This is a genomic window from Halorubrum sp. Eb13 (genome assembly GCF_002252895.1).
Lineage (GTDB): Archaea > Halobacteriota > Halobacteria > Halobacteriales > Haloferacaceae > Halorubrum.
Window position 1 is genome coordinate 1 of sequence record NZ_NHPE01000069.1, and the last position, 15,751, is coordinate 15,751.

17 protein-coding genes are annotated in these 15,751 nt (G+C 73.2%); 6 read left to right on the forward strand and 11 right to left on the reverse strand.

The window, feature by feature from the left end; genetic code table 11:
- From DJ75_RS07945 to DJ75_RS07965, 5 genes are all read right to left on the reverse strand, one after another.
- Nucleotides 1–635: hypothetical protein (locus tag DJ75_RS07945; RefSeq protein ID WP_094523965.1), on the reverse strand; the 635-nt coding region annotated here is incomplete at its 3' end.
- Entirely contained in the window at nucleotides 625–1,818 is a 1,194-nt protein-coding gene (locus DJ75_RS07950; RefSeq protein ID WP_094523966.1) for a DUF3179 domain-containing protein, read from the reverse strand. The genes DJ75_RS07950 and DJ75_RS07945, both read right to left, overlap by 11 nt.
- Nucleotides 1,819–1,893: 75 nt before the next feature.
- The gene (locus tag DJ75_RS07955) at nucleotides 1,894–2,457 is read right to left on the reverse strand and encodes an MOSC domain-containing protein (RefSeq protein ID WP_254921904.1); all 564 of its coding nucleotides are present in this window, start codon (nucleotides 2,455–2,457) and stop codon (nucleotides 1,894–1,896) included.
- Entirely contained in the window at nucleotides 2,454–2,849 is a 396-nt protein-coding gene (locus DJ75_RS07960; RefSeq protein ID WP_094523968.1) for a hypothetical protein, read from the reverse strand. The genes DJ75_RS07955 and DJ75_RS07960 overlap by 4 nt, the downstream gene beginning before the upstream one ends.
- A gap of 81 nt (nucleotides 2,850–2,930) precedes the next feature.
- On the reverse strand, nucleotides 2,931–3,848 hold the full coding sequence (locus tag DJ75_RS07965) for a PLP-dependent cysteine synthase family protein (RefSeq protein ID WP_094523969.1): 918 nt from the start codon (nucleotides 3,846–3,848) through the stop codon (nucleotides 2,931–2,933).
- Nucleotides 3,849–4,075: 227 nt separating this feature from the next.
- Here DJ75_RS07965 and DJ75_RS07970 point away from each other — a divergent pair, with 227 nt between their 5' ends.
- Nucleotides 4,076–4,459 (forward strand): thioredoxin family protein, encoded by a 384-nt coding sequence (locus DJ75_RS07970; RefSeq protein ID WP_094523970.1) that lies wholly within the window; start codon nucleotides 4,076–4,078, stop codon nucleotides 4,457–4,459.
- 32 nt (nucleotides 4,460–4,491) lie between these two features.
- On the opposite strand, the gene DJ75_RS07975 is transcribed toward DJ75_RS07970, so the two are convergent.
- From DJ75_RS07975 to DJ75_RS07985, 3 genes are all read right to left on the reverse strand, one after another.
- Entirely contained in the window at nucleotides 4,492–5,088 is a 597-nt protein-coding gene (locus DJ75_RS07975; RefSeq protein WP_094523971.1) for a hypothetical protein, read from the reverse strand.
- 3 nt (nucleotides 5,089–5,091) lie between these two features.
- Complete coding sequence (locus DJ75_RS07980) at nucleotides 5,092–6,321, reverse strand: glycosyl transferase family 2 (protein WP_094523972.1); 1,230 nt, start codon at nucleotides 6,319–6,321, stop codon at nucleotides 5,092–5,094.
- 98 nt (nucleotides 6,322–6,419) lie between these two features.
- Nucleotides 6,420–7,604, reverse strand: coding sequence for an MFS transporter (locus DJ75_RS07985; protein ID WP_094523973.1), 1,185 nt, complete (start codon nucleotides 7,602–7,604; stop codon nucleotides 6,420–6,422).
- Between the two features lie 150 nt (nucleotides 7,605–7,754).
- On the opposite strand from DJ75_RS07985, the gene DJ75_RS18595 reads away from it, so the two are divergent.
- Entirely contained in the window at nucleotides 7,755–7,925 is a 171-nt protein-coding gene (locus tag DJ75_RS18595) for an HVO_0758 family zinc finger protein (RefSeq protein ID WP_008849790.1), read from the forward strand.
- 104 nt (nucleotides 7,926–8,029) lie between these two features.
- On the opposite strand, the gene DJ75_RS07990 is transcribed toward DJ75_RS18595, so the two are convergent.
- The 3 genes from DJ75_RS07990 to DJ75_RS08000 form a co-directional block, all read right to left on the reverse strand.
- Nucleotides 8,030–9,397 carry a hypothetical protein gene (locus DJ75_RS07990; RefSeq protein WP_094523974.1) on the reverse strand — a complete coding sequence of 456 codons (1,368 nt, stop codon included), beginning with the start codon at nucleotides 9,395–9,397 and terminating at the stop codon, nucleotides 8,030–8,032.
- Nucleotides 9,394–10,131, reverse strand: coding sequence for a hypothetical protein (locus tag DJ75_RS07995; protein WP_094523975.1), 738 nt, complete (start codon nucleotides 10,129–10,131; stop codon nucleotides 9,394–9,396). The genes DJ75_RS07990 and DJ75_RS07995 overlap by 4 nt, the downstream gene beginning before the upstream one ends.
- A gap of 64 nt (nucleotides 10,132–10,195) precedes the next feature.
- Nucleotides 10,196–11,308 carry an aldo/keto reductase gene (locus tag DJ75_RS08000; protein ID WP_094523976.1) on the reverse strand — a complete coding sequence of 371 codons (1,113 nt, stop codon included), beginning with the start codon at nucleotides 11,306–11,308 and terminating at the stop codon, nucleotides 10,196–10,198.
- A 160-nt stretch (nucleotides 11,309–11,468) separates the two neighbouring features.
- Between DJ75_RS08000 and dacZ the strand changes: the two genes are divergently transcribed.
- The 4 genes from dacZ to DJ75_RS08020 form a co-directional block, all read left to right on the forward strand.
- Entirely contained in the window at nucleotides 11,469–12,278 is an 810-nt protein-coding gene (gene dacZ, locus DJ75_RS08005) for a diadenylate cyclase DacZ (RefSeq protein ID WP_094523977.1), read from the forward strand.
- Nucleotides 12,279–12,284: 6 nt separating this feature from the next.
- Nucleotides 12,285–13,073: a mechanosensitive ion channel domain-containing protein gene (locus tag DJ75_RS08010; RefSeq protein WP_094523978.1), complete on the forward strand. Its 789-nt coding sequence runs from the start codon at nucleotides 12,285–12,287 to the stop codon at nucleotides 13,071–13,073.
- Between the two features lie 117 nt (nucleotides 13,074–13,190).
- Entirely contained in the window at nucleotides 13,191–13,850 is a 660-nt protein-coding gene (locus tag DJ75_RS08015) for a GNAT family N-acetyltransferase (protein ID WP_094523979.1), read from the forward strand.
- 120 nt (nucleotides 13,851–13,970) lie between these two features.
- Nucleotides 13,971–15,751 (forward strand): DEAD/DEAH box helicase (locus tag DJ75_RS08020; RefSeq protein WP_094523980.1); only part of this gene is annotated, 1,781 nt, incomplete at its 3' end.

The following is a 15,751-nucleotide window of genomic DNA, read 5'->3' on the forward strand; positions in this document are numbered from 1 at the left end:
CCGACGGCGGCCGGGTCGACCCGGCTCCCGACCCACAGCAACGTGGCGAGAAGCCCGAGGACCGCGACCGGGAGGAACCACTGCACGACCGCGAGCAGCCCCGCGGAGGCCTGGACGCCGATCACCACGAGGAGCGTCGGACCGCAGCAGGCGAACCCCGACAGGAGCCCGGGGAGCCCCGCGGCGGCGCCCGCCCCGGCGCCGATCCGACACGCCGCGGGGCCGCGCCAGGCGACGACGGAGACCGCGAGGGTGACGCCGACGAGCGCGGCGAGTCCCAGCCCGATGGCGGCGTTGACGGGCGCGAACAGGTACTCGACCGGACCGGCCGCGACCAGCGCGACGGGCTCGTACTGGAACGGTCCGACTCGGCGGGTCAGGAGCGAGAGCGGGTCGCTCGCAACGGTGACGTCGACGACGGGCTCCGAGCCGGTCCGCGCGACCCCGGTGTCGCGGAGTCCGAGGTGACGCAGTCCCGCGGCGTACGCGAGGAGGTACGCGACTGCGACGACCACCGTCGTCGCCCGACCGTCGCGCCGACCGAGCGCCGCGCGGACGGCGAACCCGGTCCGGCGGACCAGCCCGGCCGCCCACGCCGCCGGCGCCTCGGTCGGAGAGACGGACTCAGCGGCCATACCCCGCCTCCGTGTGCTCGCCGACGAACGCCGTCTCGGGGTAGAACCCCGCCCACGCGAACCACATCGCGTCGAGCGCGAGCACCGGCTCCAGCGGGAGGTCGCCCGCGGCGATCCCGCCGCCCTCGGAGCCGACCCGATAGGCGTCGCCGTCGGGCTCGACCCGGAGACCGTCCGGGTTGCGGTAGACGTGACCGGTCGAGAGCCCCGGGTCGGCGACGGCGACGACGTCGTCACCGTCCCCGCCGACCGAGCCGGTCAGGACCCGCTCCGAGAGCAGCGTCGCCTTGTCGAACGCGACGGCGCCGCGCTCGGTCCGCGCGCCGATCACGACCGACTTCGCGTGGCCCTCCTCGGGCGACGACAGCGGCCGGAACATGGTGCCGTCGCGGGCGTAGTAGCCGCCGAGCGGCGCGTAGCTCCCGTACGGGTCGGTCTCGTATCTCCGCACGTACCCGGTGTCGTCGGTCATGACGAGCGACTCCGGGTGGCGCTCGGCCCACGCCGCCGCCGTCGTCCACACGACGCGGAACTCGTCGAGCGTCTCGCCGCTCATCGGCCCGTCGATGGCCGTGGCGAGCATCTGGGGCCACCAGCTGTCGGTCGTCCGGTCGTACATGATCAGGTTCGAGTTGACGAGTTGCCCCGACACCCCGAACGTCGCCTCGCCGCGGCGGAACCCCTGCGCCGTGCCGGTGAGCGGGCAGTAGGTGACCGCGACCGGCTCGCCACCGATCTCGTCGTTGACGATCTCGTGGTGGGAGAGGACGTGTTGGGGGTACGCCTTCGCCTCCCCGTCGCGAACGACGCCGAACACCGGCACCCCCTCGGCGTACGTCACGTCCGCGATCGGTTGGAACGACGGGTCGTCGATCGAGGGGATCCCGTCCTTCCCGACGCCGCCGCTGAGCGATTCCGTTACCAGGGTTTCCGGATCGTACGCGAGGTGGTAGTCGGTATCGACGGTCGGCGGACCGTTCTCGCCGTCCGAACCGTCGCCGTCAGCACCGTCAGAATCGTCGCCGTCACCGCCGTCCGAACCGGCACCGCCGTTGCCGCCGTCACCGTCCGAACCGTCGCTCCCGTCGGCGGTATCGAGGACGCCGCCGCCGAGACAGCCGGCGACGCCGACGGTACCGATCGCCGCGATACCGGCCAGCGCCGACCGACGAGAGCGGTTCATGCGCTCGCTTCGGCCTCGATAGTATAAAGATCGAAGCGCGGGTGTGAGACTCACACACAGCCGCGAGGGGCGTCCCTACCCGTTCTCTTCCGGGTGACTCCCGTCGACCGGGCGCTCGCGAAGCCGGTCCGCGATGGCGGCGCCCGCGGCCCGCGGGTCCGGCTGCGCGACGTCGACGGGGTCACCGACGGCGACGCGCCCGGGCTCGACGACATCGCAGCAGAGCCCGCCGCGGTTCCGCAGCGCGGACGCGAGCCCCGCCTCGCCGGCCAGCGACTCGACGTGCGCGCAGGGCGGCCGCCGCCGGGTCGGTCGCAGGCGCGCGCCCCCGACCGCGACGGTCGCCTCCAGCAGGTCGTCCATCGCCGCTCCGAACCCCTCGACGACGACGTTCCGTCGGTGACGGCCGTCCGAGACGTCGATCCCGGTCTCCGCGCGGACCGCGTCGAGGGCCTCGGCGGCGACGAGGGTGACGGCGCAGCCGTCGAGCTGGAAGTGTCCGTCGCCTCGGCGGTATCGATCGCCCTCGACGCCGCCCGGGCGGATCGCGACGGTCTCCCGCAGTTCTGGCGGAGCCCCGCCCTCGGGCGCCGTGACCAGACTCCGGACGGTGCCGGTCGCCTCCTCGTCGCCGGTCACGGCGTCCCTCCGAGCAGCGACGGGTCGCCCGGCTTCAGCCACTCGCGGTGCGCGTAGTAGACGGCGGCGACCGGCGGCGCGACCAGCGCGGCGAGCGCGTACAGCCATTTGAATAGTCCGAAATCGGCGACGCCGCGCTCGTCCAGCGACAGCGCGTCGAGGAGGACCGCGGCGGTCGCGAGCGGCGCGAGGAGGTAGCCGTGGGCGAACGCGACGGCGGCGCCGGCCGGGGTGCCGGCCGAGAGCAGCGCCCAGTCGAGCGCGTAGAGGACGGTCCACCCGCCGGCGGCGACGGCGAGGACGAGGAGCCACGGGCCGTCGAACCGCCTGCCGGGCTGTTGGGCGGCCGACCCGTCGGGGTCGTCGGCCGGTGGTTCGGCGTGGGTGCTCACGGTGGAACTGGGCGCCCGACGATACTCAACGTTCGGGTCGCCTGCGGTTCGCGGGCGGTGTGCTCGCGACCGGGAGCCGACCTACTCGTCGAAGGTGCCCGCGGAGAGGTAGCGCTCGCCGCTGTCCCAGAACACGGTGACGACGAGCGGCTCATCGCCCTCGTACGCGCCCGTCTCGCGGAGCTCCGCGGCGACGTCCTTCGCCGCGAGGTTCGAGGCGCCGGAGGACTGTCCCGCGAGGATCCCCTCTTCGCGGGCGAGCCGGCGGCACTCGGCCTCGGCGTCGTCGATGTCGACCGTGTGGACCTCGTCGATCAGGTCGACGTCGAGGTTCGGCGCGACGAACCCCGGTCCCATCCCCTGAAACGCGTCGCTTCCGGGCTCCCCGCCGGAGAGGACGGCGTTGTCGCTGGGCTCGACCGCGTCGATCCTGACGCCGGGGAACGCCTCGCGGAGCCGGCGGCCGATCCCGGAGAGGGTGCCGCCGGTCCCGACGCCGGCGACGAGCGCGTCGACGGTCCGGTCGCCGACCTGCTCGACCACTTCCTGACCGGTCGTCTCGTAGTGGGCCCGCGGGTTCGCGGGGTTCTCGAACTGGCGGAGCTGGACCATCCCGGCCTCGGTCTCCAGTTCGTCCGCGCGCTCCTTGGCCGCCGAGATGTCGCCGTCGACGGTCTCGAGGTCGGCCCCGTACGCCCGCATGATGCGCCGGCGTTCCATCGACTTGCCGTCGGGCATCACGAGCGTCACGTCGTACCCCTTCACGGCGCCGACCATCGCCAACCCGATGCCGGTGTTTCCGGACGTCGGCTCGACGATCCCGTCGCCGGGCTCGAGATCGCCCGCCTCCTCGGCCGCCTCGACCATGTACCGCGCGGGGCGGTCCTTCGCGGAGCCGCCCGGGTTGCGCGACTCGACCTTCGCGGCCACCGTCGTCTCAGGCGGCGATTCGACCCGTACCAGCCTCGAGCCGAGTCCCTCCAACACGTCGTCGTCCATTGGGTCAACGGACGGGACCGTCACTCAAATGCCCGACGGACCGCGGCAAAACGCGTGCGGCTCGCGGCGGGAGCCGATCGCCGCGCCGCGGGACGCGCTCCCGCCGTTCGTCCCGCCGCGAGACGCGTTCGCGCCGTTCGTCCCGCCGCGGGACGCGTTCGCGCCGTTCCCGGGACGCAGTTGCTACCGACGCGCGGTTTACAAGCCCTCCCGGCGTACCGAGGCGCATGACGCTCGAAACGCTCGCGCCCGACGCGGCCGCCGGCGACGCGCTCGACGACGAGGTCCTGGCGGCGCTCGGGTCCGACGACTACCGATTCAAGGTGTGGGGCGGCGACTGGTGCGGCGACTGTCGGCGACAGCTCCCCGCGTTCGCGGCGGCGCTCGACGCCGCCGGCGTCCCCGACGACCGGATCGAGGACTTCCCGGTCACGAAGGGGCCGAACGGCAAGGAGGGCGACCGAGTCGAGGAGTACGGGATCGAGCTGATCCCGACCGTCGTCGTCGAAAGCGCCGACGGCGAGGAGCTCGCCCGCTTCGTCGAGGAGGCGGACGTCTCGATCGCGGAGTTCCTCGCGCGCGAACTCTCCGAGGCCGAGGCGAGCGCCTGAGTCGGACCCCCGGTCTTCTTTTCAGATTCGGTTCAGGCGTCCAGTTCAGCGACGATCCGCTCGCGGATCGCCCCGGCGTCCACGGGCGCCCACGCCTCGATGTCGTACGTCACGTCGGCGAGGACCTCCAGTCGGTCGGCGTCGCCCTCGCCGATCGCCGCGACGGCGTCCTCGGAGAGCCGCGCGCGGACCGCCTCCGAGAGCGCCTCGCGGTCCACGTCGCGCTCGGGCACGTCGAGGATGTGCGGGAGGTCCGCCGCGCCCTCCGGCAGCGAGGGGAACGCCGCGGGCCCGACCGCGAGGGCGACGGCGTCGGCGTCGAGCCCCTCGTCCGGGTCGACGACGTCTGCGAGGGCGCCGCCCGCGTCTCCCGACGTGTCGCCCGCCTCCGACAGCGCCGCGGGCGGCGCCGGGACCAGGGCGTACTCCGCGACGGCGACGTCGATGGCGGCGGCGATGGCGTCGCCGTCGACCTCCGTTCGCTGTTTAAACGCGAGTTCCGAGAGCGCCCGCGAGAGCTCCGCGCGGGTGAGCCATCCGAACAGGTCCACGACGCCGGCGAGGTCGTCCCGGGCGGCCACGCTGGGCGCGTCGGTCGCGGTACCGTCGGGCCCGTCCGCACCCGGCATCCGTCAGTCCTCCCCCGGCGCCGGATCGATGGAGGGCTCCGTCGACGGCCGATGGCCGTTCCCCCTGACGTCGGCGTCGCCGAGCGCCCCGCCGGCCCGTGTCGCTCCGCCGCTCGTTTTGCCTCCCGCTTCGTCGGCCGCCGCCGCGAGGTCCGCCCGGGCCGCCTCGGCGACCTCGGCCGGCGTTACCGGCGCGTCGCGCCACGCCGGGAGGCGGGTGTCCGGCCCCGGCTCGCCGAGGGCGTCGGCGTACGTCGCCACCTGCGAGCGCTCGTCGGCGCGGTCGTAGTCGAGGCCGTTGAACGCGGCGTCGGTCTCGTACCCCGCGATCATCGCCTCGGCGGCCTCGCGGTAGCGGTCGCCGAGGCCGTCGTAGTCGACGGCGACGCCGCCGTCCTCGACCGCCCGGAGGGTCGCCTCGCCGACCGCCCGGCTCATGTCCGCGAGGCCGGTCGGGCCGTCGACGGAGCGGTGGTCGTGCTCGTAGCGGCCGAGGTCGACCTGCGCGCTCCCCGCGAAGCCGGCGTGCGCGTACGCCTCGCCGAGCGTTCCGGCCTCCAGGCCCCACCCGCGCTGGACGCGGAGCTCGGAGACCAAGTCCGTCGTCGCCGCGAACTCCCCGGCGAGCGCGTATCGGAAGGCGTTGAGGTACTCGATCACGCCCGCCTCGCGGCGCTCGGTGGCGTCGGCGAGCGCGCGGACGAGCGGTCTGAAGAACAGCCGGAACAGCCGGCCGTACAACGCCCCGTCCTCGACGCGGGCGTAGTACCCCTTCGCGAAGGAGTGACCGTTCGCGACCGGGAACAGCAGTCGGTTGACGAACGCCGGCGAGTACGTCTTCGTGTCGGCGTCGTGGACGACGACGTACTCCTCGTTCAAGGCTCGGCCGAGGCCGAGCCACACGTCCCGACCCTTCCCGCGGTCGCCGTCGAGCCCGCGGTCGGCGAGCAGGTCGTCGAGACGGGGGCCGCCGCACCAGAGCGTCTCCACGTCGATGTCGAAGCCGGCGAGCCACCGGGCGAAGGGACCGACGCGGTCGGCCGGGGCTCGGAGGGGAACGATAACGCGAGCGGGGTCGACCGTCTCAAGCGCCGAAAGGACGCGTTCGGCCGCGAGCGTTCCGTACTCGCGCTCCGTCATCGGCACCACGACCGCCGCCCGGCCGACGGGTGCGTCGGGCCGGTGGTCCGTCAACGCGTGCAGGGTCGTCACGCGCTCTTGGACGTACTCCATTATCAACGCACAGGAGCGGGAAAGCCTAAACAGGTGCGGTACCCGTGGTCCGTGCCGACACGCGAACGGGGGTCGACGGGACCCGCTTCCCGCCGCGGTCACGCCGCCGGCTCCGCGTTCGCCGCGCCGCCCGGGACGCGACCCATGCGCGCCAAGGCGGCGTACGCGACCACGACCGCGGCCAGCCCGCCGGCGAGCCCGAGGAAGACGGCGTCGTAGGCGACGCCGGCCTCGATCGCCTCGCCCACGGCCCACGAGCCGGCCGCCTGGGTCGTCATCATCCCGGCGGAGTAGACGGCGTACGCCGAGGCCCGGGACCCGTCCGGCAGCGACGCGAGGAGGAAGGTGTCCATCGCGGGGAACAGCATGTGGATGGCGAAGCCCACGGCGAGGCTGGCGGCGACGACGGCGACGACCCCGGAGACGGCGACGACGAGGACGACGCTCCCGATGAACGCCGAGACGATCCCGAGCAGGTACGGCACGTGCGGGAGCCGGTCGGCCAGGTCGCCGGAGACCAGGAAGGCGGGGACGCCGGCCGCGAAGATCACCGTCAGGAGGTTCCGGGCGGTCGCCGGCGGGAGCCCCTTGTCGATCATGTACAGCTCGTAGAAGTTGAACAGGCCCTGCCAGACGAACCCCGTGAGCCCCATCAGCACGACGGCCGTCAGGATGAGCTTCCACTCGGAGAGCGCGCCGCCGACGAAGTCGGTGTCGCCCGCGCCGGCGTCGGGGAGGTCCGTCCGCGCGGCCAGGAGCACGAAGGCGGCAGTCGTCGCGGCCGCGGCGGCCGCGAGCCCGTAGAAGGCGAGCCGCCAGTCGTACCACAGCGCGACCGTGACCACCGGCGCGGCGGCGACCGCGGCGAGCTGGCTCGCGGTGCCGTGGACGCCCATCGCGCGGCCGACGCTGTCCGGGAACAGCTCGGAGACGAACGGGTTCGCGGCGACGAAGTAGACGCCGGAGGCCAGCCCGATCGCGAAGGCGGCGGTCATCAGCGTCGGCACGCCCGGCGCGAGCGCGACGCCGAGCGCGCCCAGCGTCAGCATCGCCCCCGAGGCCAGGATGACGAAGCGACGGGAGAACCGCGTGAGCGCCCACCCGGCCGGGAGCCGCGGGGCGGCCGAGCCGAGCCACGCGAGCGTGACGATGAGGCCGGCGGTCCCCTCGCCGATCGCGAACTCGCCGACGAACTGCCCCACGAGGGGTGCGAACACGACGCGCGCGAAGTTGACGAGGAAGACCAGGGCGCACAGCGATCCGAACAGCCTGGTCCGTGACACGGGCGGTCTTCACGTCGCCCGGAGACAAGCGTTGCGAAAACGGGGCGCCGCGGGAGGTCGTGGCGTGTCGCACCGCGCCGACGGGGAGTCGTCGCCGTCCGACTCGCGTCGTACGGGGTTTTTATACCCACACGCGACAAACCCGGATATATGAAATCGACGCGCAAGGGACTTCGCGACGGCGACCTGTTTAAGGACACCTACGAGCGACTGAACTGCGCCGACTGCGAGAAGGTCTTAAAGAAGCAGAACGACCCCGACGAGGTGTTCTCGGTCCGGGTCTGCCCCGAGTGCGAGGCGACGTTCAAGGAGCTCCGCTGACGCGCGGTTCGGCCGCGACGAACCACCGCCCGAACGGGCCGCTTCGAGTTCCCGCGCCTCCAACTCTCCGTTTTCCTCCGTCCCGCTTCTCACCCGTCCCGCGCTCAGTCGGCCGACTCGACCGCGTCGTTCACCGACGCCAGCACGGGATCGACTTCATCGGCGACCAGACCGATCCACCGGTACCCGGCGAACGCCTCGGCGACCGGGCGGGCCCCGGGAGTGGTCCCCGAGAGCACGGCGTCGTGCTCGTCGAACAGGGGGCGGACCTGCGCCCCGAGCCAGCGCGCCAGCGGGTTCGCGCTCGTCACGAGCCCCTCCATCGACCCGATCGCGTCGTCGCGCGCGTCGGCGACTGCGGCGGGGTCGGACGGGAACATCGTCTCTCCGTCCTCGATCCGCGCCGCGAGGGCGTCGAGCGCGCGCAGCCGGACCCGGGCGAGCGCCGTTCGGGTGAGCGACGTGGCCGGGTGGTCCGGCGTCCAGTCGTCGATCGGGATCGGGTCGAACCAGAGCTCGTCGAAGGTCCGGTAGACCGCGCCGGACAGCAGCGAGACGCTCGGCGCGTCGCGCGGGACCGGCCGGTCGTCGAGGAACGCCTCGATACCGGGGCTCCGCCTGAGCCGCTCGGCCTCCTCTCCGTGAAGCGCTCGCAGCCGGTCGCCGATCGCGGCGCCGACCGCCTCCGCCGCCTCCCGGAGGGGCGTATCGACCGCCCGCGGCTCGGAGAGCGATCCCTCGTACCGGCGGCGGAGGTGCCGACCGACCTCGACGTGCGACTGCACCCGCTCGACCTCTCCGACCGTTTCCCCGGCGCGAAGCGGGTTCGCGCTGGCCGCGATCTCACCCTCTCCGCCGACGAGGTCCCGCCGCCGGGCGGTGTCGAGCCAGCGCTCGATCGGGCCGTACACGGCGGCCCCGGCGAGCGGGTCCGACGCGGTTCCGGGGAGCGCGGCCAGCGTCTCCGCGGTCCGATGCCGGACCGTCCCCAAGCCCGCCGTCACTCCCTCCGGGTCGCCCTCGGTCGTCACAGCGGCCCAGGTGCCGACCGCGGTCGCGGCGTGGGCGCGCGCGGTCGCGAACCGCTCCGCCCGTCGAAGCGGCGTGAGCGACGCCTCGGGCGCCGGGAGCGCGTCGCGGGCGTCGTCGCGCCCCGCCGCGATCTGCTCGCGGATCGCCCCGTTCGGGAGCGTCTCCGCCGTCAGCGGGTCGGGGACCGGTTCGAGCAGCCGGTCGACGCGGTCCGCGAACGCGGTCGCCGCCTCGCTCTCGATCGGCACGGGAACGAGCCGCGGCCGGTCGGGGACGGGAGTCTCGATCGCCCGCGACACTCCGGCCGTGTCGATCGACGGCGGGTCGTCCCAGAACTCTCCGCCGCGCCGGCGCCCGCCGTCGAGACAGCCGCCGAGCGCGAGCGCGCCGGCGGCCGCGGCGGCCCCGAGCGCCCCGCGGCGGGTGAGGCGGCGCGTCACGACCCGTCACCCCCGGTCTCGTCGGCGCTCGGTCCGGACGTTCCGGTATCCCCCAGCGCCGTGTCGGACCCCGGCACGGTCGCGTTCGCGTCGATCCGGTCGTACTCCGTCCCGACCGCTCGGCAGGGGGAGCGCCCGCTCGACCCCGAGCCGCTGAGCGGCGAGCGAAGCGCCGCGGGGAGCCGGAACAGGAGCCCGACGGCGTCGCGCGTGTCGGCCTCGCAGGCCGCGTCGGGCGGCCGGAGCTCGCGGCAGTACTCGTACTCGACGTGGCCCGGCCGCCACGAGACCGACCGGATCCGGTACCGGTAACACGACTCGATGCTGGCCGGTGCGACGAACACCGTCTCCGTCTCGTAGTCGGTCTCGTCGAGGAACGATCGGACCCGCGCCCGCCCCTCGTCGGCGACGCCGGCGGCGACCGTCAGCTCGGCCGCCCGTTCGTCGCTCGTCACGAGTTCGCGGGAGAGCGGGACGGGGTCGACGTCGTCGTCGCCTCCCTCGGTCCCGGCGTCGTCTTCGGCGTCATCGCCTTCGACCCCGAGGTCGACGACGACGGCCTCGCCGCCGGGGTTCCGGACCTTCAACACCGTCGGATCGCCGTCACTGCCCGACCTCGACTCCGCGGACCGGGACGGGTCGCCGTCGTCGCTCGTCTCGGCGCCCAGGCAGCCGCCGAGCGCGAGCGCGCCGAGCGACGCGCTTCGGAGGAGGGCTCGCCGTGTGGGGGACATGGGCCCGCGTTGAACCGGTCCCGACAAACGTCTTGTGGCCGCCACGCTCCGGGCGGAGGGCGAGCTACTCGAACACCGCGTCGAACGCGGAGGCGCCGAGCGGGTCGAAGGTGCCGGCTGCGACGTTCTCGCGCACGTGATCCGCGTCGCTCGCGCCGACGAGCGAGGCGGTGACGCCCGGCGCGCTCCGCGCGAAGTTGAGCGCGCGCTGGGCCGGCGTCTCGCCGGAGAGGGTCGCGTCGACGTCGGCCGGGATCGCGCCGGGCTCGGCGAGTTCCCCCTGTCCGATGCTCGCGCTCGTCACGACCGAGAGCCCGGCCTCGTGGGCGAACTCCAGCGTCGAGACGGGCTCGGCGTCGGCGCCGCCTCCCGGCGGGCGCTGGGTCCGCCGCGTGAACGCGTCCGCCATCGCGACGTTGAACGGGAGCTGGACCGCCTCGAACCCGTGGTCGTCGTCGGGGCCGACCGCCTCGCCGGCGGCCTCGGCCCGCGCGAGGACCTCGGCGAGCGAGAGGTACCGCTCGTGCTCTTCGGGGACGCGGAATGCGTCCCACGTGGCGACGCCGTAGGCGCCGACGTCCCCGGCCGCTCGCCGGCGCTCCAGCGCCTCGAAGGCGGCCTCCAAGCGGTCGTACACCGCCTCGCGGGAGCGAGCCGCGAGCTGGGTCTCGGGGTTGTGGACGTAGAAGAGGTCGACCGCGTCGAACCCGAGCCGGTCGAGCGAGCGGTCGAGCGACCACTCCAAGTACTCGGGCGCCATCGCGTGCGCGCCGTTCGCGAGCGCCTCGGCGTCGACCACCCCCTCGGCGAGGAAGCGGTCGCGGACGTACGCCGCGGGGTCGTCGGGACGGTCGCCGTCGAACGGGAGGAATCCGCCCTTCGTCGCGACGACGACCGCGTCGCGGTCGATCGGCGACTCCCGGACCGCCTCCCCGACGATGCGCTCGGCTCGCCCGCACCGGTAGTTGACCGCGGTGTCGACGTGGTTCACCCCGGAGCGGAGCGCGAGCCCGATCGCCTCGCGGGAGGCGTCGTCGACGGCGGGGGTGGGCTCGCCGAGGTAGGTGCCGATGCCGACGCTGGAAGCCACGCCCGGCCCGAACCGACGGAAGTAGGTCCGCCCGAAGGCGTCGCCGAACCGGTCGCGGTAGGCCCAGAGCGCGTCGCGGGTCGCCATGTTCGTCCGACAGGTGGCGCCGCGGGGAGAAAAGTCGCGCGGCGCGAGGCGAGTCCGCCGCGGGCGTCGCGTCACGCGCGTCTCGTGAGCCGGTAACGTGTCAGACGGATGGACGACGGTGACACAACGACTATACGTCGTCCGGGAGTCGAAACGGGCAATGGCCTCGCTCACCGACCACCTGTCCGATCTCGTCGAGGACGCGGACGCGGTGCTCCTGTTCTCGCCGACGAGCTCGTTTCACGACCGGTTTGAGGACGGCGACACGGATATCGTCGTCGTCGCCCCCGACAACGACGTCGACGCCGACACGTTCGTCGAGCTCCCCCTCCCGTTCGACAACGTGAAAGACCGGGTCCGGTTCGGGATCGAGGGCGCGATGGACGCCGACCTCGTCTCCGAGGGCGACGAGGTGGTCTGCATCGCGTCGGTCTTCGACGGGGGGTCGGACGCGGTGATCCGCGTCACCGTCGACGAGACGGTCCACACGGGGATCTACGACCTGTTCGTCAACTCCCGGGCCGAGCCGAGCGTCATCCGCGACGTGTTCGAAGTCGCGATCGAGCTCGGACAGAAGGGGCAGAAGGGGAAGCCGGTGGGCGCGCTGTTCGTCGTCGGCGACGCGGGGAAGGTGATGAACAAGTCCCGCCCGCTGTCGTACAACCCGTTCGAGAAGTCGCACGTCCACGTCGGCGACCCCATCGTGAACGTGATGCTCAAGGAGTTCTCCCGACTGGACGGCGCGTTCGTCGTCTCCGACTCCGGGAAGATCGTCTCCGCCTACCGCTACCTCGAGCCGGGCGCGGAGGGCGTCGACATCCCGAAGGGGCTCGGCGCGCGCCACATGGCCGGCGGCGCGATCACTCGGGACACGAACGCGACCGCGATCGTGCTCTCGGAGTCGGACGGGCTCGTCCGTGCGTTCAAGGCGGGCGAACTCGTCTTGGAGATCGATCCGGAGGAGTACTGACCACCCATGCTCGCGGTACCGAACGCGCTGAGCGAGTTCGTGACGACGGTCCCCGAACGGGTGTGGCTCGCCCTCTTCGTGCTCGTCGTCGGGCTGATCCTGGCGTACGTCGTCGGGGTGATCAACCGCCGGCTGCTGACCCGCGCCGGCGTGCCGGAGGCGATCGAGGGGACCGCGTTCGAGCGAACCGTCCGCGAGTTCAACACGTCGACGGTGCGGATCTTAGCGCAGCTGTCCAGCTACTTCATCGTCGCCGTCGCCGTCATCGTCGCCCTCACCGTCGCCGAGGTCAACTACCTCGACCGGTTCTGGTCCTCGGTCGCCTCCTTCCTCCCGCGCCTCTTCGTCGCCGCGGTCGTCATGATCGTCGGCGTCGTCGTCGGCGACAAGGCGGAGTTGATCGTCGCCGAGCGGCTCCGCGGGATCAAGCTCCCGGAACTCGGCGTGTTGCCCCCGCTCGTCAAGTACAGCGTCGTGTACGTCGCCGCGCTGGTCGCGCTCGGACAGGTGGGCGTGCAGACGCTCGCGCTGGTCGTGCTGCTCGCCGCGTACGCGTTCGCGGTCGTGCTGTTCGCCGCGCTGGCGACGAAGGACCTCGTCGCGAGCGCGGCCGCCGGGGTGTTCCTCCTCCTCCGGCAGCCCTACGGCGTCGGCGACGAGGTGAAAGTCGCCGGCGAGCGCGGCATCGTCCAGGAGGTCGACCTGTTCGTCACCCACATCGAGGCGGACGGGGAGGACCACGTGATCCCGAACCACTCCGTGTTCCGCGACGGGATCGTCCTGATCCGGGAGTGACGGCGGCGGGCCGGGGTCGAGCGTGGGCCGCATGCTCCCGGTGGCGAGTCCCTGACCGTTCCCACGCCGTGGGAGTAGCTATCACGATATAACTGGCGGGCGGTCCGAGACGCAACTATGAGCCACGACGACGCCGTCGCCTGCGAGGGGTGGGACGCGAGCGAGTGCGAGGGCACGGTCCACTGCCCGCCGCGGTGTCCGCGGTTCGTGGACAAAGAGGGAGCCCGGTGGACGATCCGGCCGGCCGTCACGGAGGACGCCGCGCCGCTCGCCGAGATGTACGAGGGGTTCGAGACCGCGGACCGCGCGCAGGGGCTCCCCCCGGTGACGCGGGGCCGCCGGGCGGAGTGGATCGAGTCGATGCTGCGCGAGGGGAGCAACGTGGTCGCCGAGCGCGACGGCGAGCTGTTCGGTCACGCGATGTACACGCCGACGGACGCGGCGCGTCCGGAGCTCGCCGTCTTCGTCCACCCGACTATGCAGGGACGGGGCGTCGGCACCGAGCTCTGCCGGCACGTGATCGCCGACGCCGCCGCCGGGGGTCGCGACGGACTCGAACTCCACGTCGAGAGCGGGAACCGCGTCGCGCGTCGCGTCTACCGGACCGTCGGGTTCGAACTCGCCGAGCGCCGCGGCGACCTCCGGATGGAGCTCGATCTGAACGACCCGATCGCGAGGGAGGTGCGCTGGCCGCCGCTCGCGCGGGAGGGCCCCGCGACGCCGGTCTCGGAGACGCCGTCGGACGCCGGTCGCTCTCCCGCCCCGGCCGACGACTGACGCGGACGCGGCGCGAGCGCGGCGCGAGCGAGAGGGCGCGCGGTCCCCGCGGCTCCGGCCGCCTCGGCGACCCCCGCCACCGCAACCGTTAGGCCCGGCCGTCCCCAGGAACCGATAGCCGTGGAGGACGCCATCGAGTGGCTGCGGAACCGACCGTTCTACGAGGGACAGATCGCGGAGCACCGCCGGCTCCCCGCCCGCGAGCCCGCCTTCGGCGACGTCGACCTCGCGCCCCGGATGGCCGACGCGCTCTCGAAGCGGGGGATCGACCGCCTCTACCGCCATCAGACCGACGCGATCGAGGCGGTCCGCGACGGCGACGACGCCGTGCTCGCCACCGAGACCGCGAGCGGGAAGTCGCTCGCGTACACCGTCCCCGCGTTCGAGGCCGCGATGGACCACGGGGGGCGGACCCTCTACGTCGGCCCCCAGAACGCCCTGATCGCGGACCAAGAGGAGAGCCTGAGCGAACTCGCGCACGGGCTCGGCTTCGGGAGCGGGGTTTCCGTCGCGTCGTACACGGGCCGGCTCTCCCGGTCGGAGAAGCGGGAGGTGCGCGACCGCGAGCCGACCGTCCTGCTCTCGAATCCGGACATGCTCCACTACGCGCTGCTGCCGTACGCGGGACGGCTGTGGGAGTGGTTCTTCTCCTCGCTGGAGTACGTCGTCATCGACGAGGTCCACAGCTACCGCGGGGTGTTCGGCTCGCAGGTCGCCATGACCCTCCGTCGGCTCGCGCGGACCTGCGAGCGGTTCGGGTCGAGCCCCCGGTTCGTCTGCTGCTCGGCGACGATCAACAACCCCGTCGAACACGTCGCGGCGGTCACCGGGCGCGACCCCGACGACATCGCCCTCGTCGACGAGGACGCGTCAGGGCGGGGACCGCGAGACTGGGTGCTGTGGAACCCGCCGGAGTACGACGACGACTGGCAAGAACGGGGGAGCGGCCGCCGGAAGTCGAGTCACACGGAGAGCAAGCGACTGTTCTGCGACCTCGTGACCGCCGGGGCGCAGACGCTGGCGTTCACGCGGGCGCGACAGACCGCCGAGCAGTACGCGACCGACAGCGCGAGCGACCTCCGCGACCGCGGCGAGCGCGAACTGGCGGGGAAGGTCGGGGCGTACCAGGCCGCCCTGACGAACGAGCGCCGACGGGAGATCGAGGCCGACCTCCACGCCGGCGAGCTGCGGGGCGTCTGGTCGACGAGCGCGCTCGAGCTCGGCGTCGACGTCGGGGGGCTCGACGCCGTCATCCTGGACGGCTACCCCGGCACGCGGATGTCGGCGTACCAGCGCGCGGGGCGAGCCGGGCGCGGCGACGACCCCGCGCTGGTCGTGATGGTCGGCGGCGAGGACCAGCTCGACCAGTACCTCATGCGCAACCCCCCCGACTTCTTCGAGGCGCCGCCGGAGGACGCCATCTGCGACCCCGAGAACGGGCAGCTGCTCCCCGGGCACGTCGCCTGCGCGGCGGACGAGAGCTGGCTCTCGCCGGACGACGAGCGCTTCTTCGGCGAGTCGTTTCCGGGCGTCGTCGCCGACCTGACCGACGAGGGCGTCCTCGACCGGCGGGAGGTCGCGGACGGCATCCGCTGGACGCACGCCGGCTCGTCGAGTCCGCAGCAGTCCGTGAGCCTCCGGACCGTCGGCGACCGGGAGGTCGACCTGGTCGACTCGTCGCGGAACGAGACGGTCGCCTCGCTCGACTTCGGGGACGCGCTGCGCGACGCCCACCCCGGCGCGATCTACCACCAGCAGGGACGCACCTACGAGGTGACGGCGCTGGACCTCGACCGCGACGTCGCCGAGCTGCAGTCCTCGTGGGCCGACTACTACACGCGGCCGCTCACCGAGAAGGACATCGTCGTGAACGAGGACCTCGCGGAGCGCGAGCTCGCGGC